General features: G+C 62.7%; 24 protein-coding genes. 9 read left to right on the top strand and 15 right to left on the bottom strand.

All coding sequences use genetic code 11. The annotated features are described in order from the left end of the window. Positions 1-131: 131 nt before the first annotated feature. Positions 132-1421, bottom strand: coding sequence for an MFS transporter (locus tag AC0L24_RS01935; protein ID WP_127811032.1), 1290 nt, complete (start codon positions 1419-1421; stop codon positions 132-134). A gap of 119 nt (positions 1422-1540) precedes the next feature. On the opposite strand from AC0L24_RS01935, the gene AC0L24_RS01930 reads away from it, so the two are divergent. Then, positions 1541-2449: a LysR substrate-binding domain-containing protein gene (locus tag AC0L24_RS01930; protein ID WP_027036003.1), complete on the top strand. Its 909-nt coding sequence runs from the start codon at positions 1541-1543 to the stop codon at positions 2447-2449. 249 nt (positions 2450-2698) lie between these two features. Here the strand turns inward: AC0L24_RS01930 and der are convergent, their stop codons facing one another. Together der and AC0L24_RS01920 are read right to left on the bottom strand one after the other, a co-directional pair. Further along, positions 2699-4132: a ribosome biogenesis GTPase Der gene (der, locus tag AC0L24_RS01925; RefSeq protein ID WP_473563367.1), complete on the bottom strand. Its 1434-nt coding sequence runs from the start codon at positions 4130-4132 to the stop codon at positions 2699-2701. Continuing rightward, complete coding sequence (locus AC0L24_RS01920) at positions 4129-4794, bottom strand: tetratricopeptide repeat protein (protein ID WP_127811033.1); 666 nt, start codon at positions 4792-4794, stop codon at positions 4129-4131. Before AC0L24_RS01920 ends, der begins: the two co-directional genes overlap by 4 nt. A 213-nt stretch (positions 4795-5007) precedes the next feature. Here AC0L24_RS01920 and AC0L24_RS01915 point away from each other — a divergent pair, with 213 nt between their 5' ends. Further along, the gene (locus AC0L24_RS01915) at positions 5008-6006 is read left to right on the top strand and encodes a polysaccharide deacetylase family protein (RefSeq protein WP_292140912.1); all 999 of its coding nucleotides are present in this window, start codon (positions 5008-5010) and stop codon (positions 6004-6006) included. A gap of 29 nt (positions 6007-6035) precedes the next feature. Here AC0L24_RS01915 and sbmA read toward each other — a convergent pair whose 3' ends face one another. The 3 genes from sbmA to AC0L24_RS01900 all read right to left on the bottom strand — a co-directional run bounded on the left by sbmA (position 6036) and on the right by AC0L24_RS01900 (position 8906). Beyond that, positions 6036-7295, bottom strand: a complete 1260-nt coding sequence (sbmA, locus tag AC0L24_RS01910) for a peptide antibiotic transporter SbmA (protein ID WP_127328446.1) — start codon at positions 7293-7295, stop codon at positions 6036-6038. A 113-nt stretch (positions 7296-7408) separates the two neighbouring features. Continuing rightward, positions 7409-8569: a YbfB/YjiJ family MFS transporter gene (locus AC0L24_RS01905; protein ID WP_127811034.1), complete on the bottom strand. Its 1161-nt coding sequence runs from the start codon at positions 8567-8569 to the stop codon at positions 7409-7411. A 115-nt stretch (positions 8570-8684) separates the two neighbouring features. Then, positions 8685-8906, bottom strand: coding sequence for a hypothetical protein (locus AC0L24_RS01900; RefSeq protein ID WP_473563366.1), 222 nt, complete (start codon positions 8904-8906; stop codon positions 8685-8687). 94 nt (positions 8907-9000) lie between these two features. Between AC0L24_RS01900 and AC0L24_RS01895 the strand changes: the two genes are divergently transcribed. The 3 genes from AC0L24_RS01895 to AC0L24_RS01885 are packed head-to-tail and all read left to right on the top strand — an operon-like array spanning position 9001 to position 11625. After that, complete coding sequence (locus AC0L24_RS01895) at positions 9001-9993, top strand: LysR substrate-binding domain-containing protein (RefSeq protein ID WP_127398657.1); 993 nt, start codon at positions 9001-9003, stop codon at positions 9991-9993. After that, positions 9990-11246: an aminopeptidase gene (locus AC0L24_RS01890; protein ID WP_473563365.1), complete on the top strand. Its 1257-nt coding sequence runs from the start codon at positions 9990-9992 to the stop codon at positions 11244-11246. The genes AC0L24_RS01895 and AC0L24_RS01890 overlap by 4 nt, the downstream gene beginning before the upstream one ends. 16 nt (positions 11247-11262) lie before the next feature. Further along, positions 11263-11625, top strand: coding sequence for a DUF488 domain-containing protein (locus AC0L24_RS01885; RefSeq protein WP_127270292.1), 363 nt, complete (start codon positions 11263-11265; stop codon positions 11623-11625). A 196-nt stretch (positions 11626-11821) separates the two neighbouring features. Here the strand turns inward: AC0L24_RS01885 and AC0L24_RS01880 are convergent, their stop codons facing one another. Further along, complete coding sequence (locus tag AC0L24_RS01880; protein WP_245481766.1) at positions 11822-12157, bottom strand: ArsC family reductase; 336 nt, start codon at positions 12155-12157, stop codon at positions 11822-11824. A 160-nt stretch (positions 12158-12317) separates the two neighbouring features. Between AC0L24_RS01880 and AC0L24_RS01875 the strand changes: the two genes are divergently transcribed. Together AC0L24_RS01875 and AC0L24_RS01870 are read left to right on the top strand one after the other, a co-directional pair. Beyond that, positions 12318-12674, top strand: coding sequence for an ArsR/SmtB family transcription factor (locus AC0L24_RS01875; protein ID WP_127397642.1), 357 nt, complete (start codon positions 12318-12320; stop codon positions 12672-12674). Beyond that, on the top strand, positions 12671-13150 hold the full coding sequence (locus tag AC0L24_RS01870) for an SRPBCC family protein (protein ID WP_127397643.1): 480 nt from the start codon (positions 12671-12673) through the stop codon (positions 13148-13150). Before AC0L24_RS01875 ends, AC0L24_RS01870 begins: the two co-directional genes overlap by 4 nt. A gap of 93 nt (positions 13151-13243) precedes the next feature. Here AC0L24_RS01870 and AC0L24_RS01865 read toward each other — a convergent pair whose 3' ends face one another. Further along, the gene (locus AC0L24_RS01865) at positions 13244-13597 is read right to left on the bottom strand and encodes a nuclear transport factor 2 family protein (protein ID WP_127261632.1); all 354 of its coding nucleotides are present in this window, start codon (positions 13595-13597) and stop codon (positions 13244-13246) included. A 166-nt stretch (positions 13598-13763) separates the two neighbouring features. Between AC0L24_RS01865 and AC0L24_RS01860 the strand changes: the two genes are divergently transcribed. Beyond that, positions 13764-14468, top strand: a complete 705-nt coding sequence (locus AC0L24_RS01860) for an SOS response-associated peptidase (RefSeq protein ID WP_473563364.1) — start codon at positions 13764-13766, stop codon at positions 14466-14468. Positions 14469-14497: 29 nt separating this feature from the next. Here AC0L24_RS01860 and AC0L24_RS01855 read toward each other — a convergent pair whose 3' ends face one another. From AC0L24_RS01855 to AC0L24_RS01825, 7 genes are all read right to left on the bottom strand, one after another. Beyond that, the gene (locus tag AC0L24_RS01855) at positions 14498-14812 is read right to left on the bottom strand and encodes a hypothetical protein (protein WP_027036017.1); all 315 of its coding nucleotides are present in this window, start codon (positions 14810-14812) and stop codon (positions 14498-14500) included. A gap of 211 nt (positions 14813-15023) precedes the next feature. Then, on the bottom strand, positions 15024-16109 hold the full coding sequence (locus tag AC0L24_RS01850) for an ABC transporter ATP-binding protein (RefSeq protein ID WP_127811038.1): 1086 nt from the start codon (positions 16107-16109) through the stop codon (positions 15024-15026). Next, positions 16099-16707, bottom strand: a complete 609-nt coding sequence (locus AC0L24_RS01845; protein WP_127328457.1) for a cupin domain-containing protein — start codon at positions 16705-16707, stop codon at positions 16099-16101. Before AC0L24_RS01845 ends, AC0L24_RS01850 begins: the two co-directional genes overlap by 11 nt. Positions 16708-16919: 212 nt before the next feature. Further along, complete coding sequence (locus AC0L24_RS01840; protein ID WP_127396838.1) at positions 16920-17990, bottom strand: ABC transporter substrate-binding protein; 1071 nt, start codon at positions 17988-17990, stop codon at positions 16920-16922. Further along, positions 17975-18844 carry an ABC transporter permease gene (locus AC0L24_RS01835; RefSeq protein ID WP_127396839.1) on the bottom strand — a complete coding sequence of 290 codons (870 nt, stop codon included), beginning with the start codon at positions 18842-18844 and terminating at the stop codon, positions 17975-17977. The genes AC0L24_RS01840 and AC0L24_RS01835 overlap by 16 nt, the downstream gene beginning before the upstream one ends. Beyond that, on the bottom strand, positions 18841-19725 hold the full coding sequence (locus AC0L24_RS01830; protein ID WP_127396840.1) for an ABC transporter permease: 885 nt from the start codon (positions 19723-19725) through the stop codon (positions 18841-18843). The genes AC0L24_RS01835 and AC0L24_RS01830 overlap by 4 nt, the downstream gene beginning before the upstream one ends. Before the next feature lie 103 nt (positions 19726-19828). Continuing rightward, on the bottom strand, positions 19829-21109 hold the full coding sequence (locus tag AC0L24_RS01825; protein ID WP_127396841.1) for an NAD(P)/FAD-dependent oxidoreductase: 1281 nt from the start codon (positions 21107-21109) through the stop codon (positions 19829-19831). A gap of 238 nt (positions 21110-21347) precedes the next feature. Here AC0L24_RS01825 and AC0L24_RS01820 point away from each other — a divergent pair, with 238 nt between their 5' ends. After that, positions 21348-22505 (top strand): fumarylacetoacetate hydrolase family protein, encoded by a 1158-nt coding sequence (locus AC0L24_RS01820; protein ID WP_127396915.1) that lies wholly within the window; start codon positions 21348-21350, stop codon positions 22503-22505. Positions 22506-22826: the final 321 nt, after the last annotated feature.

Genomic DNA, 22826 nt, shown 5'->3' with positions numbered 1-22826 from the left:
AGGAACGCGACAGACCCCACTGGAGAGCAAAATGATGCATTAACCTTGATGGGACGTTAACGGCTTCGATCGGACTGTTCTCAGCCGGCTTCAGGTCGAGGTTCCGAAGTCGGGCGGTTTTGCGGCCGAACTCAGGCCGGACGCAGGAAGATCGGCCGGGCGATCAGCGCGCAGATGGCGGCCGCCAGCCAGACGCCGGACCAAGACCAAAGGTGCAAGAGCCCCGGAATGGCCACCGGCACCAGGAAGAAGCCTACGAAAACAAAGGTGTTGGCAAGGCTGAGCGCGGTCCCGACATGGCTGGCCCCGGCAAGGGTGGCAAGCTCGGTGTAGGCGACACCGTGCCAGGCGGAGACCGAGATGCCTGCGACAATAAGCACGACTGGAAGGACAGCCAACCAGATGAGCTGGCCGCCCGGAACGGTTGGGCCGAACAGGACCAGCAGCCAAAGCATGGCGAAGGCAAGGGCGCTGAACGCGCTGCACAAGCGAAGAAATTGGCGGCGGTTGCCGTGACGGTCGGTGAAGCGGCCGCTCCAGATGCGCATGACCATGGCGCCGATCTGAACGGCGGCGAGGCTCGCGCTGATTGCCGCCGTTCCCAACCCAACGAAATCGTGCAGGAATACGGAGGCGAAGGTGAGCACGGCCACCTGCGGAAAGCAGAGCAGGCCGATGGCGGTCGCGATACGCCAGACATCGCGATTGCGCAGCGGCGCCGGTCCGACCGCAGCCGAAGCGAGATGGCCCTCGCCCGCCGTCGGCGGCTCGTGCAGCCAGCGCCAGGCGAACAGGGCAGACAGAGCGGATGCGCCCGCCAGCACCCCGAACACCGCGCCAAAGCCGAAAGCCAGCGCAAGCGAGGGCAGCACGAGCGCGCCAAGGCCACCGCCAAGCGGCACCGCCGTCTGCCTGATGCTCATGGCAAAGCCGCGCTCGTTTTCCCGAAACCAGCCCATGATGGCGCGGCCGCTCGAACCGTTGACGCTGCCGCCGAGCAGTCCGGTGATGAGCAGGCTCGCGGAGAGCAGCGTGACGCCGGGAATACCGGCCTTTGTCGGCACAACCAGCATCGCCATGGCCAGGAGCCACACCGCCGTCGCGCCGAGCCCGATCAGGAGCACGCGGCGATCGCCCCAGCGATCGGTAAGCAGGCCCCAGGGCAGCTCGCTGAGCGCGACCCCCAGCCCGAGAAGGCCGAGCGCCAGGCCGAGCTCGGCATTGCCCAAATGATAGCCCTGGCGAAGAACGACCGCCGTCGCCGGGATGCCGGAGAACGTAGCCGAGAAGGCAGCATTGGCGGCAACGCCGATGCCCAGAACCTTCCAGCGATGGCCCGGCTTGAAAACCCTCCCGGCGGAACCGGTATCTTCCAGGAGCTTCGGCGACTGCCGATCGGTGCAATTGACGATGGCGGACATGATTTCATTTCCCGTGCTGGCCAGTGGTCCGGCCTTGACGATCTGTCCCTACCGCCATAATTTCATCCTGAAAATCAGGAAGTTTTGAACTTACAATCCTGAAAATCGGGACTTCAGACATGCGACGCGTAACTTTCGACCTCGACGTCCTGCGCAGTTTCGTCACCGGTATGGAGCTGGGCAGCTTTGCCAAGGCCGCTGACCGGCTTGGCCGGTCGACGTCGGCGGTCAGCGCGCAATTGAAGAAACTGGAAGAACAGGCGGCGACGCCGATCTTCCGCAAATCAGGACGCGGCCTCGCTTTGACCGAGGCCGGCGAGACCATGCTCGGCTATGCGCGCCGGCTGATCGAATTGAATGACGAGGCGGCATCCGCCATCCATGATGTCGAGCTGGAAGGCTGGGTACGGCTCGGCTTGCAGGAAGATTTCGGCGAGGCGGTGCTGCCGGACGTGCTCGGCCGATTTGCCCGGGCGCACCCCAAGGTGAAGATCGAAGCCAGGATCGCACGCAGCCACGACCTTGCTGAAAGGGTCATGTCAGGCAGCCTCGACATCGCGCTCGCTTGGCACTGCGGCGAAACGCTGCCCTACAGCCAGCATGTCGCCGATGTGCCGATGCGCTGGATCGGGCCGGCAAAGCGCATCGAGACCAGCCTGCGCGACGGTGAGCCGCTGCCGCTGGTGGCGCTCGAAGCGCCATGCCTTCTGCGCACGGTGGCAACCGAAACGCTCGACCGCGCCGGGCTGTCGTGGCGGATGGCCTTTTCCAGCCCGAGCCTTGGCGGCATCTGGGCAGCCGTGGCGGCGGGGCTGGGGCTGACGATCCGCACCGACATCGGCCTGCCGGCCAGCGTCAGCGCGATGACGCCGGAGATCGCCGGGCTGCCGGCATTGCCCAAAATGGCGTTGGTGCTGCACCAGAAGGATGCTGAACTGGATCCGGTGGCAGCGCGGCTGGCCGACATATTGTTGCAGGCGGCGTTGCAGGCGCTGCCACGGGACGAGCGGTTGAAGGAGGTCGCTTAGACAGCCGGAACAGGTATCCAGTGTCGCGTTCCGTCCCCTCTGTCCTGCGGACATCTCCCCCGCAAGGGGGGAGATTGGATGTCGCGAGTGCTCTCGCGAATCTTCAACGTTGCAAGAAAGGCGCCGTCAGAACGAACTGCTGATCTCCCTCCTTGCGGGGGAGATGGCCGGCAGGCCAGAGGGGGGTGCTGTCCCGCCAATTTTGCGGAGAATTCCCGCGAGCAAAGGGGCTCATTCGAGCCCGACCGCTTATTTGCGCTTGTTCGACCTACCGGCGAACGGATTGTCCGACGTGCGCAGCGCAATGCGGATCGGCACGCCGGGCATGTCGAAGGCTTCGCGCAGGCTGTTGGAGAGATAGCGGACATAGGATTGCGGCATCGCATCGGGCCGCGAGCACTGGACAACGAAACCCGGCGGCCGGGTCTTGGCCTGGGTGACGTACTTGACCTTCAGCCGGCGTCCGGCCACGGCAGGCGGCGGGTGGTGCGCCAGGATGCCTTCCAACCAGCGGTTGAGCTTGCCGGTCGAGACGCGGCTGTTCCACACCTTGTGCGTCCTGATGACGGCATCCATCAGCTTGTCGAGGCCGCGCCCGGTCTCGCCGGAGACAGGTACGGCCTGGAGGCCGCGCGCCTGGGGAAGAAGCCGTTCCGTCTTCTCTCGCAGTTCGGCTAGAAGCTCCTGGGGATGGTCGATCAGATCCCATTTGTTGAAGGCGATCACCGGCGCCCGGCCTTCCCTGATGATCAGGTCGGCGATCTGCAGATCCTGCTTCTCGAAGGGGATGGTGGCGTCGAGCACGATGATGACGATCTCGGCAAACCGGATGGCGCGCAGGCCATCCTGCACCGACATCACTTCCAGCTTTTCATGAATCCTGGCCTTGCGGCGCATGCCGGCCGTGTCGAACAGTTTCAGCCGGCGGCCATGCCATTCCCAATCGACGGAGATGGAATCACGGGTAATGCCGGCTTCCGGTCCGGTGAGCAGCCGCTCTTCGCCGATCAGCGCGTTGATCAGCGTCGACTTGCCGGCATTGGGACGGCCGACGACAGCGATGCGCATTGGCTTGGTGTCGTCATAGGTGTGCTCGGCATCCGGATCGGCGATATCCTCGCCGATCAGCACCTCGCCGGCAGCGACGTCTTCGTCTTCGCCATCTTCTTCTTCGCCGAAGGCGCGCGCTTCGCCGAGCGCGCCGATCACGGCGTCGCGCAAATCGGGCATGCCCTGGCCATGCTCGGCCGAAACAGGGATCGGCTCGCCAAGGCCGAGTTCCCAGGCTTCCAGCATGCCGCCCTGGGCGCCCTTCGCCTCGGCCTTGTTGGCGACCAGCACGACCGGCTTGCCGGACTTGCGCACGATCTCGGCAAAGGTCCTGTCGTCAGGCAAAAGCCCAGACTTGGCGTCGATGGTGAAGAAGATCAGGTCGGCCTCGCGGATGGCGATCTCGGTCTGCGCACGCATGCGGCCGGGCAAGGTCGAGGCGCCCGCGTCCTCGAAGCCGGCGGTGTCGATGACGTCGAAATGCAGGTCGTAAAGCTTGGCGGCATGGACGCGACGGTCGCGGGTGACGCCTGGCGTGTCATCGACGAGCGCCAGCTTCCTTCCCACCAGCCGATTGAAAAGAGTCGATTTGCCGACGTTAGGCCTGCCGATGATGGCGACTTTGAAAGTCACGACGCACTGCCCGACCCGCGGATCAGCTCGGACATCAATGTTGCGCGCTCGCGGGTGTTGCGCGGCGCGCCGTCATCGGCGGCGATCTGGTCGAACAGTTTCAGCGCATCCTGCGTCTTGCCTTCCTTCCAGGCGGAAAGGCCGAGTGCCTCGCGCGCCGTGTGGCGTAGCGTGTTGGTGTCGGATGTCAGCGCCTCGACACGGCTGGAGACGTCGGCGAAGGAGCCATGGTCGACGAGCAGCAGCGCTGCCCGCAGGCGCGCCATGTCGCGAATTCCCTGGGGAATGGCTGTGTCGGCGGCGACTTCGTCGAAATCCTTGACGGCGGCGGGAACATCGCCCTTGTTCGCCTTGACGGTCGCGCCGCGCATACGGGCGAGCAGCGGATAGGCGCCGTAGCCATCCTTCTCCAACTGATCGAGCGCAGTCAGCGCCTCATCGTTCTTGCCGTCATTGGCAAGCTTCAGCGCCTGCGAGAACGCATCGCCCGAGCGGTTGGCGCGCGTCTCGTCCCAATAGCGATAGCCGACGAAGGCGGCGGTGCCGAGCACCACGAGGACCGCAATGACAATCAAGGCCGGGCCAAAACGGTCCCACAGCGCCTGCGCCTGCTCGCGACGGATCTCGTCGTTGACTTCACGGATAAAACTGTCGTCGGACATCAATCAAACCATTCCTGCCCCGTCGGGCCTTTGTCAGCCCGCGTTTTAGCGAAATTTTGCCGGCATGGAAGGGGTTCAACCGGAAAATCGCCTATTGTCCGGGGCAAACGGATGTTTGCCCCGGACAAGCAGCCGAAAAGGCCAATCGCACCCACGCCACATTTAGGCGATAGCCGGCTTGCAGACGTTCCCCGAGTGAAGATCAGATTGCCTATGCTTCGTCCGTTCCGCGTTGTTGCGTTTTCGCTTGCGGCACTCGCCGCCGCCGGTGGGGCTTTGGCCGATCCACCGGCGCCGGCAAAGCCGAAACAGGTCGTCATCATCTCATTCGACAGTGCCCGCGACATTTCGCAGTGGAAACGCAGCCGGGCACTGGCTGAGCGCACCGGCGCGCACTTCACCTATTTTCTCTCCTGCGTCTTCCTGCTGTCGACGGAGACACGCAAGGAATACACCGCACCCGGCAAAGGCGCCGGCAAATCCAACATCGGCTTTGCCGCCTCGAAGCAGGAAGTCACCGAGCGGCTCGAACAGATCGGCCTTGCCGCGCATGAAGGCCACGATATCGCCAGCCATGGCTGTGGCCATTTCGACGGCAAGGACTGGAGCAAGGCCGACTGGCTGAAAGAGTTCAGTTCGTTCGAGCACATTCTCGAGAACGCCTATGCGATCAACGGCATTGCACCCGAACCACAGGGCTGGCGCGATTTCGCGCGGCATGCGGTGGTCGGCTTTCGCGCGCCGTATCTGTCGACCGGCAAGGCGCTTTACGAGGCGCTGCCGGCGGCCGGATATCAATTCGATGCCAGCGGCGTCTCGCAGGGCCCTGCCCGACCGACGGCCAGCAACGGCATCATGCACTTTTCCCTGCCGCAGATTCCGGAAGGACCGAAGTCGCGGCCGGTTATCGCCATGGACTACAATCTGTATGTCAGGCATTCCGGCGGCTTCGAGCGGCCAAGCCAAGCGGGCGAGTTCGCCAACCGGACCTATGCTGCCTTCCGCGCCGCCTTCGACAAGCAGTATGCGGGAAAACGCATTCCACTGGAACTCGGCTTCCACTTCGCGCTGATGAATGACGGCGCCTACTGGAACGCGCTGGAGCGCTTTGCCGGCGACGTCTGCGTCAAAGCCGATGTCGAATGCATCAGTTTTCGCGATTATGTTTCGCGACAGGACGCTGGCCAAAGGCAGGTCTCAGTCGGCGGCTGAGCCGCCGACCCGGTTCGATTTCCAAAACCTTAGGCTGGGTCCTCGGCGCTCTGTCTTGCCAGATAGCGCTGGTCGATTTCAGGCAACGGCTCGCCTTGCAGCGTCGCTTCGAAGGCACGCAGGCGCTTGTGGACCGATTGCAGCTCGACGATGGTCGACCAGGACGTGAGCAGAAACTGCAGCGACCCCGTCACCTTGCCGAATGCGTTCGAAATCTGGTTCAGCGCGCCGAACGTTATCTTGTGCGCCACCAGTGAGGGACCAAGGATCAGCAGCGAGAAAATGTTGTCGGCCTGCAGGTAGGTGTAACGGACGACGTTGAAATAGATGTAGTGGAAATACAGCCTGAAATAATTGTGACGAACATTCTCGAACAGCTCGGCGGTGGTGGCCGGCTGGGCGCGGTCCGCATGATCCTCGCCGTAGACGAGTTCCTTGCGGTAGGCGGCTTCGACACGCTGGTTGCGGAACTGCAGCCCTGGAAGTTTCAGACCGGCAACCATGACCGAGATCGTCCCGAACAGACACCAGGCAAGGGCCGCGACAACCAATGGCTGCGGGATCGCGCCGATAATCGGCAACTCAGTGATATGGGCCTGCAACTGGATCATGACCGGCAGGAATGCGATCAATGTCATGATCGACTGGACGAAGCTGGAGCCGAGGTCTTCCATGATCTGCGAGAACCGCATCGTGTCTTCCTGGATACGCTGCGAGGCACCCTCGATATGGCGTAGCCTGCTCCAATTCTCGACGAAATAATTGTTCATCGCCGTGCGCCAGCGGAAAATCCAGTGGCTGACGATGAAGGCATTGACCACCTGCACATTCATGCCGACCAGCGCGAGCCACGAAAAATCCGCCAATCCGATATAAAATTCGCTGTTGGTCGACTTTCCAGTCCCCGACATCAGTCCCTGCACATAGTCGAAGAATGGTCCGTACCAGGCGTTGACGGCGACACTGACCTGCACATTGAAATAGATGAAGAACAGGATGACCGCGGTCATCAGGATCGACCAGCGCTGCCACGGATGCGGCGAATACCAGCTCCAGAATGCGTAGAAGACGGCCACGCAGAACACGAAATAGAGATAAAACCATAGAAACGGCGGCGACATGAGGATCGCGATGCCGATGATGGGCGGCGCGCCGGCCGCAGCCGGCGGCAATCCCAAAACCGCGCCCAATTGTTCACCACCGAAAAACCAGAACAGGATCGCCGCAAGGCTCCAGACGGCGGCCGAAGAGAAGAAGAGCTTCGGCTGCGGGAAAAAGGATACGAACACTGTGGCGAATTCCTCGATCTAGGCGCAAATCAGCTGACGGCAGCGGGCATAAAGTCACACATTAGTGGGAAAGAAAATGCCTGTGCCCGATGCCCGGCACAGCAAGCCCACAATCATGGCGATTTTGGCGCAGCCGACCATGTGATGGCCCCGGAGACGACCAGCGCGACCGCCGCGGTGATCGAGGCGAGGAAGAAATCGCCGGACATTTGCGCCAGAAATCCGGCCGCGACCGGCCCGATGATCTGGCCAAGGCCGAACGCAGCCGTCATCAGGGCAAAGATCCGGCGCGGCGCGCTTGGCGCCTGCTGCCGGGCGGCCTGCAGGCCAAAGGCGGTGATGGCAATGAAGGTGCCGCCGAGCAGCACGCCGGCAAGCAGCGGCCCGGTGGCGCCGCCGATGGCGACGCTGGCGGTGACGCCGGCAACTTCGATGAAGCACGCCAGCGCATAGGCGGCATAGAGGCCGGTCCGGGCCGCGATCTTCTGCCAGAGCCAGACCGAGGGAAAGCCAGCAAGACCGGCGACCATCCACACCATGGCCTCGAAGACGCGGCTGCCGCCGCCTTGCCGGACGATGGCGACCAGGAATGTCGCCGTCACCACATAGCCAAAGCCGAACAGGCCGTAGGCGATGATGACCTTGACCAACGACCGGTCCATCCGCAGTGCCGGCTCGCGGGCGACTTCGCCGCTGCCGAGCGGACCCTCATTGACCAACAGGGCCACGAGGACGAAACCGCAGGCCGAAATCGCCGCCGACCATAGCCAGCCTGCCGCCCAGCCCGAATGCTCGGCGACCAGCACCGCCATCATCGCCGCCGATGCCGCTATGCCGAGCCCGACGCCGCCGAAATGCCAGGCCTGCAGGTCGTTGCGACCGGCAGCCGCGATATGGCTGAACACGATGCTGGCCATGAACACCATGACGAAGGCGCTGGCCAGACCGGCCAGAAAGCGGATGGCGAGAAAGGCCGCCATCGCTTCGGTCAGCCCCATCAGCGCGGCAAGGACCGCACTGGCGCCAAGCCCCGCCAGCATCAGCAGGCGCTCGCGCCCATGCGCCCAGCCGCCCGCCGCCGCCAACGCGCCGACGAGGTAGCCGAGATAATTGGCAGAGGCGATCCAGCCGGCATCGGCAGGCGACAGATGCAGTTCCTGCATCATGCCGGGCAGGATCGGCGTGTAGACGAAACGGCCGATGCCCATGGCAATCGCCATGGCAATCATGCCAGCGAAGGCGAAACGCAGCGCTGTCGAGGTGGCTGATGTCATTGCACTGCACAATAAGTGCAGGGATCGCTGAAACAATCGCCATCTGTTGGGCCAGTGCGTGCGCGGGACGCGGTGCTCGCCTCGACTTTCCCCAAGCCGAACGCTTCGCGCCTGCTCAGCAGCGACCGCCGGCGCGTAGCGGAGCCGTTTCGTGCACTGTCCGCCGTGCCGTCAGCCTGAACGGCACATCGCCCAGTTCGCGCTCCAACATGGTGTTCAGCACCGGATGCGAAAGCGGATCGATCAGCCATCTCTGCGCCTCGCCGTCCGGGCGCGGCTCATACGGCCTGCTCGCAGTGAAAAAGACCTTCAGCGACGACGACAAAATCCCTAACATTTCCGGCTCCACAGGTCTGTCTCTCCCGACAAAATCTGCCGTTTCGATATGCCTTTCAATTGAGATTTCAGCCGGATCAGTTTAGAAAAACTCAATGGCCATGCTCAACCGCGTCCATCTCAACGGCCTCCGCGCCGTCGAAACCGTTGCCCGTCTCGGATCACTGGCGGCGGCGGCCGGTGAACTCAACGTTTCCGTCAGCGCCGTCAGCCAGCAGATCAGCCGTACCGAAAAACAGCTCGGCCAGGCGCTGTTCGAGCGAACGGCGAGCGGTCTGGTGCTGACCGAATTCGGCGCCGTTTTCGCGACCCGCCTCGGTGCTGGATTTCGTGAGCTTGCCCAGGCCGTGGCGCTGGCCGACGAGGCTACGCAATGCACATTGGTGGTTTCGGTGGCGCCGGCCTTTGCCTCGAAGTGGCTGTTGCCCAGGCTATCTCGCCACTTCGACCGACATCCCAACGTGCTGCTGCGCATCGACGCTTCGGTGCGGCTGGCCAATCTCGATCACTCGGACATCGACATCGCCATCCGGCTTGGCGACGGCAAATGGCCTGGCGGGCGGGCGGAACTGCTCTTGGCGCAGGAAGTCTTCCCGGTCTGCGCGCCGGCGATCGCCCAAAAACTGAAGTCGATCGAGGACCTTGCCCAGACCTGCGCGATCACCGACGAGCGGGCAATGATCAACTGGGAAAGCTGGTTCGAGACAGCAGGCGTTCCGCCTGTTGCCTTCCTCAAGGGTGCGCGTTTCACCGACCCGATGCTGTGCCTGGAATCGGCGATTGCCGGTCATGGCGTGATGCTGGGCTGGCAATTGCTCGCCGCCGACGCGCTGGCCGACGGGCGGCTGGTGGCGCCTTTCGGAATCCGCGCCCAGAGCGGGCTCGGCTATTGGCTGGTGACCTCCAGCACCAAGGCGGAAAGCCGTAAGGTCCGTGATTTCAAGCTCTGGATCAGGGAAGAGATCGAGGCAACCATGGCGCGGTTCGGGTCCGTAAACCCAGAACCCGCCGGCGCGATCGCGGTGGAAAGGACGGAGGCACCGAGCTATGTAGGGTCGGACATCAAACTACGACAGGCAGGATCATGACCACACATTCGCGCGGCGTTTCCGCATCGATCGACCCGGTGAAGCTCGACAGGCTGGCGGAAGTCGCCATCAAGGTCGGACTGCAATTGCAGCCGGGGCAGGATCTGGTGCTGACGTCGTCCATCGCGGCACTGCCGCTGACCAGGCGGATCGTCGAGCATGCCTACAAGGCCGGCGCCGGGCTGGTGACGCCGATCTTCAACGATGATGAGATGACGCTGGCCCGCTACCGCTTCGGTGCCGATGCGAGCTTCGACCGCGCCGCCGGCTGGCTCTATGAAGGCATGGCGAAGGCCTTTTCCAACAATGCGGCCAGGCTTGCCGTGCGCGGCGAGGATCCGTCGCTGCTCTCCGCACAGGATCCGGCGAAAGTGGCGCGCGCCAACAAGGCGAATTCGATGGCCTACCAGCCGGCGCTGGAAAAGATCACCGGCTTCGACATCAACTGGAACATCGTCGCCTATCCGGACCTCGCCTGGGCCAAACAGGTCTTCCCCGGCGATGCCGACGATGTTGCGGTGGTGAAGCTCGCCGATGCCATCTTCGCCGCTTCGCGGGTCGATGTTGAGGACCCGATCGGCAATTGGAAGGCGCACAACGCGGCGCTTCGCAGCCGCACCGAATGGCTCAATGGCCATAATTTCCACGCGCTGCATTTCACCGGACCGGGCACCGACCTGACCGTTGGGCTGGCGGACGGCCATGAATGGATGGGCGGCGCCTCGACCGCCAAGAACGGCATCACCTGCAATCCCAACATCCCGACCGAGGAGGTCTTCACCACGCCGCATGCAAGGCGGGTCGAGGGTCATGTCTCCTCGACCAAGCCGCTGTCCTACCAGGGCACGCTGATCGACGACATTTCGGTGCGTTTCGAAGAAGGCAGGATCGTCGAGGCCAAGGGATCGAAGGGCGAGGATGTGCTGAAGAAGGTGCTCGATACAGATGAGGGCGCGCGCCGCCTCGGCGAAGTGGCGCTGGTGCCGCATTCCTCGCCGATCTCGGCAAGCGGGCTGTTGTTCTTCAACACGCTGTTCGACGAGAACGCCGCCTGCCATATCGCGCTCGGCCAGTGCTATTCGAAGTGCTTCGTCGACGGCGCCTCGCTCAGCCAGGACGAGATCGCGGCGCGCGGCGGCAACAAGAGCTTCATCCACATCGACTGGATGATCGGTTCGGACAAGATCGACATCGATGGTGTCCACAAGGACGGCGCCCGCGTGCCCGTCATGCGCAAGGGTGAATGGGCTTGACCGTACGGAGGGTGCGATGGCCTTCGACCTGGCGGTCAAGCGTATCTACGAGCCACCCGCGCCCGATGACGGGCAGCGGGTTCTGGTCGACCGCATCTGGCCGCGCGGTGTCAGCAAGGAAGACGCTGCGCTGACGCTGTGGTTGAAGGACATCGCACCGAGCGACGACCTGCGAAAGTGGTTCGGCCATGCGCCGGCGCGCTGGCCGGAGTTTCAGGAGCGGTATCGTGCTGAGCTGGACGGGAACGGCGAGGCGGTGAGTGAATTGCGAGGCTTGATCAGCCACGGCAAGGTGACGCTGCTCTATGGCGCGCATGATGAAGCGCATAACAATGCGGTGGCGCTGGCGGGGTATCTCAGCGCAAGCGCTCACAATTAGCCATCGTTAGCCAGACCTTCGTCATCTTCGGGCTTGACCCGAGGATCCATGCCGCGACCTCAGTCGAAAGGCGCAGCGGAGCAGAATCTGCACCGTTGCAACACGGATAGATCACGGCATGGATCCTATGGTCTGCGCTGCGTCGCTCCGCTCCTTGCTTCGCCATAGGATGACGAAGTGAGGTGTATGCGCTGCCCTACTTCACCACCGCCTCATAAACATCAGCCTTGAACCCCACCAGAATCCGATCCCCAACCTCCAGCACCGGTCGCTTGATCACGGTCGGCTTGGCCAGCATCAGCGCCTTGGCCTTCTTTTCGTCGAGGCTCTGCTTGTCGTTGTCCGGCAGCTCGCGAAACGTGGTGCTACCCCTGTTGAGCAACTTTTCCCAGCCGACCTTGCCAACCCAGCCATCGAGCCGCTTCGCGTCCAGTCCCTCTGCCCTGAAATCGTGAAACCGGTAGGCCACGTCATGGCCATCCAGCCAAACCCGTGCCTTCCTGACCGTGTCGCAGGTGGTGATGCCGTACATGGTGATCGTCAAAACAGTGGCCCTTCGGATTTCGAATCTGACCGCAGATTAAGGACGCTCTGCGCGCTTTGCCAGCGCTGCCCCGGCAGGCCTTCGGTTTTGCCCTTGCCAACACTAAGGAATTTTCCTAAGTGTTTTGACAGCGCCTCAGGACCAATCAATGACAAGCCTCCAGACCCCAACTCCGAGCCCTCCACCGATCGACGGCATCTTTCGCGCTCTTGCCGACCCGACGCGACGCCGCGTTGTCGAGCGGCTGAACCGCAGTCCCGCCTCGGTCAGCGAACTCGCGCAGCCTTTCAAGATGGCGCTGCCGTCCTTCATCGAACATCTCAAGATTTTGGAAGGCTGCGGGCTGGTGCACTCGCAAAAGACCGGCCGGGTCAGGACCTATCAGCTGGCACCTGAGCCGCTGAAACTCGCCGAAAACTGGCTGGCCGAACAGCGCACGCTTTGGGAGCGCCGCCTCGACCAGTTCGACGCCTATGTGATGACCCTCAAGGAGACAGAAAAATGATCTATCCCCTCAAGCCGGATCCCAGGCTGGACCTCGTGCTGGAGCGCGTCATCGATGCGCCGCGCGAATTGCTGTGGCGCGCCTTGACGACGCCGGAGCACGTCAAGCAATGGTTCACGCCGAAGCCTTGGATGATCACCGACTGCGAGATCGACCTCAGGCCGGGCGGGCTGTTCCGCACGCGCATGCAGTCGCCCGACGGAACCGAGGTCAACGACCGCCATTGCTGCTATCTCGAAATCGTGCCGAACGAGCGGCTGGTGTGGACGGATGCATTGTTGCCGGGTTACCGGCCGTCAGGAGAACCCTTCATCACCGCTGTCATTTCCTTGCAGCCGGACGGCAAGGGCACGCGCTACACCGCCACCGCCATCCATCGCGACGAGGCGACCCGCAACAACCATGAAGAGATGGGTTTCTTCGACGGCTGGGGCACGGTGGCCGATCAGCTTGCGCAGTATGTGAAGACGATCTGATCTTCCCACATGACGGCCAGGACGTTGTCTTGGCCGTCATGCTTGTTTTCAACCCGGCAGCGAAGAGAGCAGTCTCCCGGTGGCATTTCCGCCTCAATAATAGAAGCGCTCTTCGGTGATCTTGCCGTTCTTGACCGTGTAGAGGCCAACTTCATCCATGGTGACGCGCTCGCCGGTGGCCTTGGGCGTGATGTCGAACTTGAAGCGCACCGCGAACTGGTCTCCGTTGACATAGGGGCCCTCGACCGAGCCGCCATGCACTTCGTTGTTCTCCTGCCACCACTGGCCCTTCTGCCTGAGAGCCTCCTTGCCATGGGAGATGGCCATTGGCCCCGCCATGGCTTCGAGACTGACGATATCATCGGCATTGTACTTCTCGGCAGCAGCTTCGTTATCGCCCTGCTTGAGCAGCTCGGTGAAATCCTTGGCAATTTCCGCGATGGTCATTTGTGTTCCTCCTGTTCAGACGCACTGCAAGTAGGGAACAGCTTACTGCCCTGCCATCGTCGGGCCGCGTCGTAGCTGACAAGCCATGTCAGGATGATAATGTCGTGCAGATCGCGCTCCCGCACATCCGGTTGCGGACACAAGCCAATTCCGCAATTCTAGGTGAATGTGCAACCTCTACAATATTACCACGACGCAAGAGGCGGTCCGCCAATGGACACACACAATGCGCGACGTCAGCGGCAACCTTGAGCCTTCGCTTGACGTCTATCCCAATCAGCCTGGCCTAGTCGTTCGCAACACGGCGGATGGGGAGCGTGAGCTGGCGAAACTGCTTTGGGGTTTGCCAACGCCACCTGAACGCATAAAAGGCAAGGCGGACTACGGCACTACCAACGTGCGCAATCCGCAATATTCGCACTGGCAGCACTATGTCGGCGTCGAGCACAGATGCGTCGTGCCGGTGACCAGCTTTGCCGAACCCAGCCCTACCCCGAACGACAAAGACCCAGACACAGGCATCCAGCGCAATTATTGGTTTGCGCGTGACGAGAGCCGGCCGCTGTTCTTCTTCGCTGGTTTCTGGACCCGTTGGCAAGGCGTTAGAAAGGTCAAGGATGGTCCTGGCGACTTCGAGCTATTTGCCTTCATGACAACCAAGCCTAACGCCGTCATCGCGCCGATCCATGAGAAGGCTATGCCCGTGATCCTGACCACGCCGGAAGATGCCCAGGCCTGGCTTATAGCGCCGTGGGCAGAAGCGAGGCATTTGCAGCAGACAGCGCCGGACGATGCATTGGTGATTGTTGAGAAGCCCGCCACGCAGATCAAGTTTCCGCAGCAGGTGCCAACTCAAGGGTCTCTGTTCTAGGCCGCAGGATCGACTAATCAGCCGCTTTCTTAATCGTCGTCTCGCCAGATCACCCGGCGAACCATGCGGATTTCGACAAGGCGCCTGACCCGAATTTTCAAGCGTTCAGCGGCGCTCGGCAAAATAATGCTGGCATCAAGCTCGCGAAGCTTGCAGCGCTCGCACCGCATATGCCGTTCGACGTCCCAAAAGGGAATATCCCCCACAAGCTTTGCGAGATCGCCGGGCAGATAGTGCCGAGTGATGTTGCAGTGCCGGCATCGAACACGAATGAGTTGCCCGACTTCGTGCGCAAGGCACAGGGTCTGCACATTTCGGCGCGGTCGGCTGCTCAATTCCGGCATCGGCCAAACTAGGAATATATTCCCCGGCGAGTCAATCCTACTTAGTTCCATGGTCTTTTGTTCACAGCCGGCTGACAGGTCCACATAGTCAGGGCGACGACGGCCCGTAGCCGATGATGCCCTTGACCTCGAAGTTGGTCGCCCAATCGGCGTAGTGCTTGTAGCCACGGAGCGGCGCGAACGGATGCTTCGGTTTTTAACGTAGCTGAAACTAACCTGGTAGCACCGGGCAGTTGGCACCACGGCGCAGGCTGATATGCGCCACGTCTCCGACGCTGAATTGGGAACCCTCGGCCTGGCGCGGTGCATCGATGACAACAGGGGCGCCCTGCCCGAGTTCGGCATGCAGGCGCAGCGTGCGGCCGTGAAAGACGATGCTGTTGACGCGCGCCGGTGCGGTGCCGGGCGCAGCTTCGGTGGCCGCCAGCAGATCCTCCGGGCGCACGCCAATGGTGCGCATCTCGCCTTGCCCGGGTGACTGGCCCGTTTCAGCGATGGCCTCCAGCGGCAAGGTGCCAGCGGTGAAACGCAAGCGACCGCCATCGCGGCCGACAAACCGTGATTGCAGGAGATTCATGGTGCCGATGAAGCTCGCCACAAACTTCGTGGCGGGCCGGTCGTAAAGGGTGGCCGGCGGCGCGATCTGCTCGATGCGGCCCTTGTTCATGACGACGATGCGGTCGGAGATCGACAGCGCTTCGGTCTGGTCGTGGGTGACCATGACGAAGGTGGTGCCGAGCCGCGACTGCAGCCGCTTCAGTTCAACCTGCATCTGCTCGCGCAGATGCGCATCGAGCGCCGACAGCGGCTCGTCGAGCAGGAGCACGCGTGGTTCGCAGACGATGGCACGCGCCAGCGCGACACGCTGGCGCTGGCCGCCCGACAGTTCGGAGACGCGGGCGCCAAGCTTGTCGGCGAGACCGACCATGTCGAGGGCTTCGCCGGTGCGCTTTGCCTGTTCGGCTCCAGACAGTTTGCGCAGTGACAGACCGAAGCCGACATTTTCGGCGACATTCATGTGCGGGAACAGCGCATAATCCTGGAACACGGTGTTGACCGGCCGGTCGAAGGGCCGAAGGGCCGTGATATCGCGACCATCGAGCAACACCTTGCCGCTCGACGGGCTTTCGAAACCGGCGATGACGCGCAGGCTGGTGGTCTTGCCGCAACCCGACGGCCCGAGCAGCGTGACAAACTCGCCGCTGATAATGTCGAGATCGACGGCGTCGAGCCCGACGATGCCGCCAGGGAAAATCTTCGAGACCGCCTGCAGTCGCACGAGTGGATCAGGCGCCATCGCGAACCTCGGACGGCTTCGTGGTGTTGACCCAGAGGATCTGGCAACGCTCGGCGCCGGGATTGCGGAAGGCATGCAAAAGCGTGCTCTTGAACGCAAAGCTGTCGCCGGCCTTCAGCACGTAATTTGTCGAATCCACCACCAGTTCGACCTCGCCGGCCAGCACGAAGCCGAATTCATGGCCGGCATGGGCATAGGCTTCGGCCGTGCCGCCACTGGCTTCCACCGTCACCAACATGCCGGTCAGCGTCGCGCCCGGCGGCGACAGCAGCGCCTTGGCAATGCCTTCCGATTTCACCGGGATCTGCCGCCGCTTGTCGGCACGCACACAATAGAGATCGCTGACGGCATCGTTGCCGTCTGCGATCAGCGCAGACGGCTCTATGTCGAGAGCAGCGGCGAGCGGCCAGATCACCTTGACGCGCAGCGAGGACATGCCGCGCTCGATCTGGCTCAACGCACCGATCGACACCCCGGCTTTTGCAGCAAGATCGGCCAGCGACAGATTGCGCTCCAGCCGCAGCGCCCGCACGCGCCGGCCGACCCGCACATCGGCATCGTCCTTCGGCTTCTCAGCCGGTTCGTCCAGCATGTCCATCAATTCGTCCTCGTTTGCAGTCTATCCATCGGAGCGCGGCGAAGCGTCGATAAGCTCCCCCTTCTCCCCTTGTGGGAGAAGGTGTCGCCGCAGGCGACGGATGAGGGGTGCTCCAGCTTGGCGACGACGGCGATCCGCCACGCACCCCTCATCCGTCTCGGCGCTGCGCGCCGATCCACCTTCTCCCACAAGGGGAGAAGGCAGGCCTCAACTCACCCGCCTGCCTTGACCTTTTCGAACATCTTGGCGAGGTCGTCATTCTGTTTCATCGGCCCGGTGAAGATGGTGGTCTTCAGCAACACCTCGGGATCGGATGGCAGCTGCAATTTCTCCAATTCCGCCTTCGGCACGGTGGCGAAGGCGGAGCTCAGCGAGCTGCCGTAACCATAGGCCTGGATCAGGTATTTGCCGGAGTCGGCATCCAGCCGGCTGTTGATGAAGTCATAGGCAAGATCGACATTCTTGGCGTCCTTGAGCATGACGAAGCCGCAGGCCCAGGTCAGCATGCCCTCCTTCGGCTTCATGAACTCGACCGGCACGCCCTGCTTCTTCAGCGACGTGGCGGACGCGTTCCAGGTCATGGCGGCGACCAATTGGCCGCTGGCCAACGCCTGTTCGACGGAGGTCATGTCGGTGGTGTAGTTGGAGAGCAGCGGGCGCTGCTCGCGCAGCTTCTCGGCCACCTTGTCCATTTGCTCCGGCGTCATGTCGAACGGATTGACGCCGGCGAGCAGCGCGGCCACCACAGGCGTGTCATGCACCGCGTCGATCGTCGCCATGCGGCCGGCATACTGCTTGTCCCACAAAAGGTTCCAGCTCGCTTCCGGGTTCTTCACCAGATCGGTGCGGTAGAGGATCGAGGTGTTGCCCCAGTCCCATGGCACCATCCAGACCTTGCCGTCGCCGGCCTGCAGGTCGGGCAGGTTCTTGAACACCGGGAAGATCGAATCCCAGTTCTTGATGCGCTTGGTGTCGATCGGCTGCAGCAGGCCTTCCTTGTTCCAGCGCGCCACCTTGTCATAACAGGGATGCGCGATGTCGGGGCGGAAGCCGGCCTTGACCTTGGTGAAGGCGTCATCGTCGTCACCGAAGATGGAGGCCTCGACGCCATCGGGATGCGCGGCGAGGAAGCTCTTGTTGAAATCGGGCAGTTCGTAGCCCGACCAGGTGAAATATTGCAGCTTGTCGCCGGCGAAAGCGACGGTCGACGACAGCGCCAGCGCGAACGCCGTCAATCCAGCGCAAACAGTCTTTGCAGAGATCGATTTCAGGTCGAATGCCATTGCAGTTCTCCTCTCTTGGTTTGTTTTGGTTGTGATGGATCCGCGGGCTTTGGCGCCGTGGCGGACAAGCCGCGATGGCGCAGGATTTCAGCTGCTGCAGCGATGATGAAGGACACAGCCAGGATCGAAGTGCCCAGCGCCATCACCGTCGGCAGCGACTTTGGAAAACGCAGCTGGCTCCAGATGTAGAGCGGCAGCGTCGGCTCGGTGCCGGCGAGGAAGAAGACAACGATGAATTCGTCGAAGGAGATCAGGAAGGCCAGCATGAAGGCCGAAATGATGGCCGGCAGGCTGAGCGGCAGCATGACCCGCCGGAACGTCGTCCAGTCGGAGGCGCCGAGATCGAGCGCCGCCTCGCGAATGGTTTTCGGGATGGCGGCGAAGCGGCTGCGCATGATCACCACGGTCGTCGGCAGCGCGACCAATATGTGGCCGAGAACGATGGCAATGCGCGATGGCCCCAGACCAATGAGGTTGATGAGGATCAGCAGCGATATGCCGACAATGACGCCGGGGATCAGGATCGGGAGCCTTGCGATGGCGCTGATGGTGGCGGCCAGCGGCGAGCGGCCGTAGAGGTCCATGTAGGATACGGTGATGCCGCACAGCGTCGCGCCCGTGGCGGCAATGGCGCCGATGACGAGGCTGTTCAAGAGTGCACCGGTCAGCGCCGAATTGCCGAACAGTGTCGCGTACCATTGTAAGGTGAAGCCTTGCAGCGGAAACGCTGCCTGGATCGAGTTGTTGAAGGAAAACAGCGGGATCAGCAGCACCGGCAGATAGAGAAAGACCAGATAGGCGATGACGTAGACGCCGAGCCAGCGGCCGCCTCCCTGCGTGCGTGCAGCGCTCATGTGCGGCTGCCAAATCTGCGGTCGGCGAAACGCGCGACCAGCACCACGGCAAGGATGACCAGCATGACGGCGACGGAGAGTGCGGCGCCAAACGGCCAGTCATTGGCCTTGCCGAACTGCGCCTGGATCAGCGTGCCGATCATGGTGCTGGCCGGGCCGCCGACGAGCGCCGGCGTGACATAGTCACCGACCGTCGGCACGAAGACGACAAGGGCTGCCGCCAGCACGCCCGGCATCGAATTGGGCAGCACGACCCGGCGGAAGGAAGTGAAGGGCCGCGCGCCGAGATCGGAAGCGGCCTCGATCAGCGATTTCGGGATGGTGTCCAGCGCCACGTAGATCGGCAGGATGGCGAAAGGCGCATAGGCGTGCGCTAACGTGACGACGACGGCCGCCGGCGTGTTGAGAAAGGCCAATGTCGGTTCGGACCAGATACCGCTTTCGATCAGCGCCGAGTTCAAAACGCCATTATAGGCGAGCACGATCTTCCAGGCGAAGACGCGCAGGAGATAGCTGGTCCAGAATGGCAGCGTCACCAGAAACAGCAGCAGGCCGCGCCGCCGGCCGGCGTGGAAGGCGAGGTAGTAGGCGACGGGATAAGCGGTGACGACCGTCGCCAGCGTGACCAGAGCGGCAATGATCAGCGAGCGCAGCGTCACCGTCCAGTACAGCGGATCGGACACCACGGTGACAAAATTCGCCACGGTGAAGCCGGCGCCGAGCAGCGAACCGTCATTGCCGCGGAAGGCGAGAAAAAGCACGAGGCCGAGGGCAAACAGGATCAGCAGGAAGGTGACCAGCGCGCCCGGCAGCAGCATGGCGACCCGGAAGCCCTGAGAAGACCGGGCCTCTGGCGCTGATGTTGCAACTAAGGCCGACATCGACCTGCCTATCGGAAATTTGAAATTATCTTAGAGTTTTTCATATTCATGAAACTGTCAAGCGGAATCCCAAACGGAACCCCATTGACAGGAATTGCTTTGGTCAGCGCTCCAACGCATCGAGCAGCCGGTACCAGGCGATGGTCGCGGCGACGCCAACCTGGCGGAAGGCGTGAAACGGGATCGGTCGGATCGGCGAGACCGGGAAGGGCAATTGCCTGACATCGCCACTCTGGAGATAGCCGGCGATGCGCTCGCCAAGCGCGGTCATCAGGCCGACACCACGACCCTGGCAGCCGGCCACGGCCAGCAGGCCCTGCTCCGGCTCATGGATGTGCGGCAGATGGTCCGGCGTCATCGCCACGCGGCCGAACCAGCGCTTCTCGATGGCGACACCGGACAGCACGGGATAGAGCCGCCGCAGCGCCCGCTCGAGATGCGCCCAGTCGCCGGCGCTCGTCGGCAGCGCCATGCGACCCCGGCCGCCAAGCACCAGCCGGCCGTCGGCGCTCTTGCGGTAGTAGACGAGGATGCGCCTGGAGTCCGACACCGCCTGTCCTTCCGGCAGGATCGTGGCCGCCAGGTTGGGCGGCAACGGCGCTGTAGCGATCTGGAAAGAATGCAGCGGCACGATCGTCTGGGCGAGACCGGGGATCAGACCGTCCGTGTAGGCGTTCGTCGCCAGCACGACCGCCTTTGCCTGCAATTGCACCCCGTTTTCAGTTGAAACACGCCAAACGCCGTCGCTTTTGTCTAGCCGCACCACCTTCTGATGTCCGGCTATCCTCACTCCAGCCGCGGTCGCGACCCGAGCAAGTTCCCACGTGTAGGCGAGCGGATCGATCACACCGGCGCGGCGGTCGAGCCAGCCGCCGAGATAACCCTGTGCACCGGTCTTGGCCGCGATCTCCGCCGCATCGAGCAACCGGACGTCGGCACCACGCGCCCGCCATTGCCGATCACGGTTTACCGCCGCCTTCAGTGCGGCCTCGGTGTGCGCAGCCTGGATCCAGCCATTGCGAACGAACGGCACCGCCAGTTTCTCGTCGCGGATCAGCTCGAACACCGCATCGGCGGTCGACGCCGCGAAATTGACAAGCGCCTCGCCGTGCTCCGGGCCAAAATGCTCCAGCAGCCATTCCGGATCGTATTTCAGGCCGGGAATGACCTGACCGCCATTCAAGCCTGATGCGCCCTGGCCGATCTCGCCAGCGTCCAGCACCTGCACCGACAGGCCAAGCCGGGCGGCATGCAAGGCGGTCGACAAGCCCATGATGCCACCGCCAACGATGGCGAGATCGACACGTTCGCCATTGGGAAGCGATTGAAACGTGGAAGCTGTCTGTGGCTTGCGCCAGATCGGATCGGAGAATGCTGTCGCCAAAGGTCACCTGAATGCGCTGCGATTGGTGAAAATCCTAGTCAGAATTTCACAATTTTGAAAGAGCGCCTTGGCTTTCGTCTGTGGACTGCCGCCGAGACGATCGGAGACCCAGAGTTTCCGATCGTCTGCGACGGGATAGACCTTTGACGGGAATCCGGTGAAAGTGCCGCGCCGATCCGGCCAGCCCACATTGACCATCACTTCGCCACATTGTCGATCACGCAGAGGACAGAGCGCTATGACGAACCCGACCCACCTGCCCACCGAGGGCCTTTTTGTCGGACGCGCCAGAAGCAGCGATGCCGCATACCCGCTGGTCGTCGCGGTGCGCGATGGCACGGTCTTCGACATCACCTTGCGTGCGGCACCAACCATGCGCGACCTTTGCGAGATGGCTGACCCGGCTGCGCATGTCCGCTCGGCCGAGGGCAGACCGATCGGATCGCTCGATGACATCGCCGCCAACAGTTTTGAGACCGGGCGCGATCCAGCAAAACCCTACCTGCTCTCACCGGTCGACCTGCAGGCGGTCAAGGCATCGGGCGTCACCTTCGTCGTCAGCCTGCTGGAACGGGTGATCGAGGAACAGGCGCGCGGTTCGGCTGAAAAAGCCGATGCCATCCGCGCCGACATCGCAGGACTGATCGGCCACGATCTGTCGAAGCTGAAGCCCGGTTCGCCCGAAGCGATGGAGATCAAGGCCAAGCTGATTTCGCGCGGCGCCTGGTCGCAATATCTGGAAGTGGGCATCGGCCCCGATGCCGAGATCTTCACCAAGTGCCAGCCGATGGCCTCGGTGGGCTTCGGCGCCGATGTCGGGCTGCACCCGGTGTCGACCTGGAATAATCCGGAACCCGAGATCGCCATGATCGCCGCCTCCAGCGGCCGGATCGTCGGCGCGACCATCGGCAACGACGTCAATCTGCGCGACGTCGAAGGGCGTTCGGCGCTGCTGCTCGGCAAGGCCAAGGACAACAATGCCTCGGCCTCACTCGGCCCCTTCATCCGCCTATTCGACGACAAATTCTCCATCGATGACGTCAAGCGCGCCGTCGTGCGCCTGAAAGTCGAGGGCGAGGACGGGTTCTCGCTGGAGGGCGCAAGCTCGATGGCGGAGATCAGCCGCTCGCCGGAGGAACTGGTCGCCGCGGCCATGGGGCCGCACCACCAGTATCCGGACGGGCTGGCGCTCTATCTCGGCACCATGTTCGTTCCGTCCAAGGATCGCGGCGAGAAGGGCAAGGGATTTACCCACAAGGTCGGCGACATCGTCACCATCTCGTCGGAAAAATTCGGCGCGCTGGTCAACCGCGTGCAGCTGTCGCCGGACTGCCCGCACTGGACCTATGGCGCCAGCCATCTGATGCGGGAGCTGGCCAGAGCCGATCTGATCTAGCAACTGGTGTCGTCGACGCCCTGCCAAGCGCTGCGGACCTGGCCCCGTGGGCGTAGGATGGTCGCCGGCGTGACCCTTGTCGGCGCAGGCCGCGTTCGCGCGACCCGAAGCAATCACGCCAATTATCAGACAGTCGGAAAATCACCTCAACTGATGCAATCTGATGGGACCGCTGATGACGCCCCGTCAGACGCCCACTACACCTGCAGATGGAGGCTTGGCAGATGGAGGCTTGCCATCCGTCGAAAAAGGGGATGCTCTGACGCATTCAACCGGCGCTGGCAAAAAGACGCGGAACAAGGGACGGATTTTGAACTGACG

The sequence above is a fragment of the Mesorhizobium sp. WSM4809 genome (genome assembly GCF_055811655.1).
The sequence above is the reverse complement of the archived record's forward strand: the minus strand, read 5'-3'. Positions and strand labels throughout refer to the sequence as shown.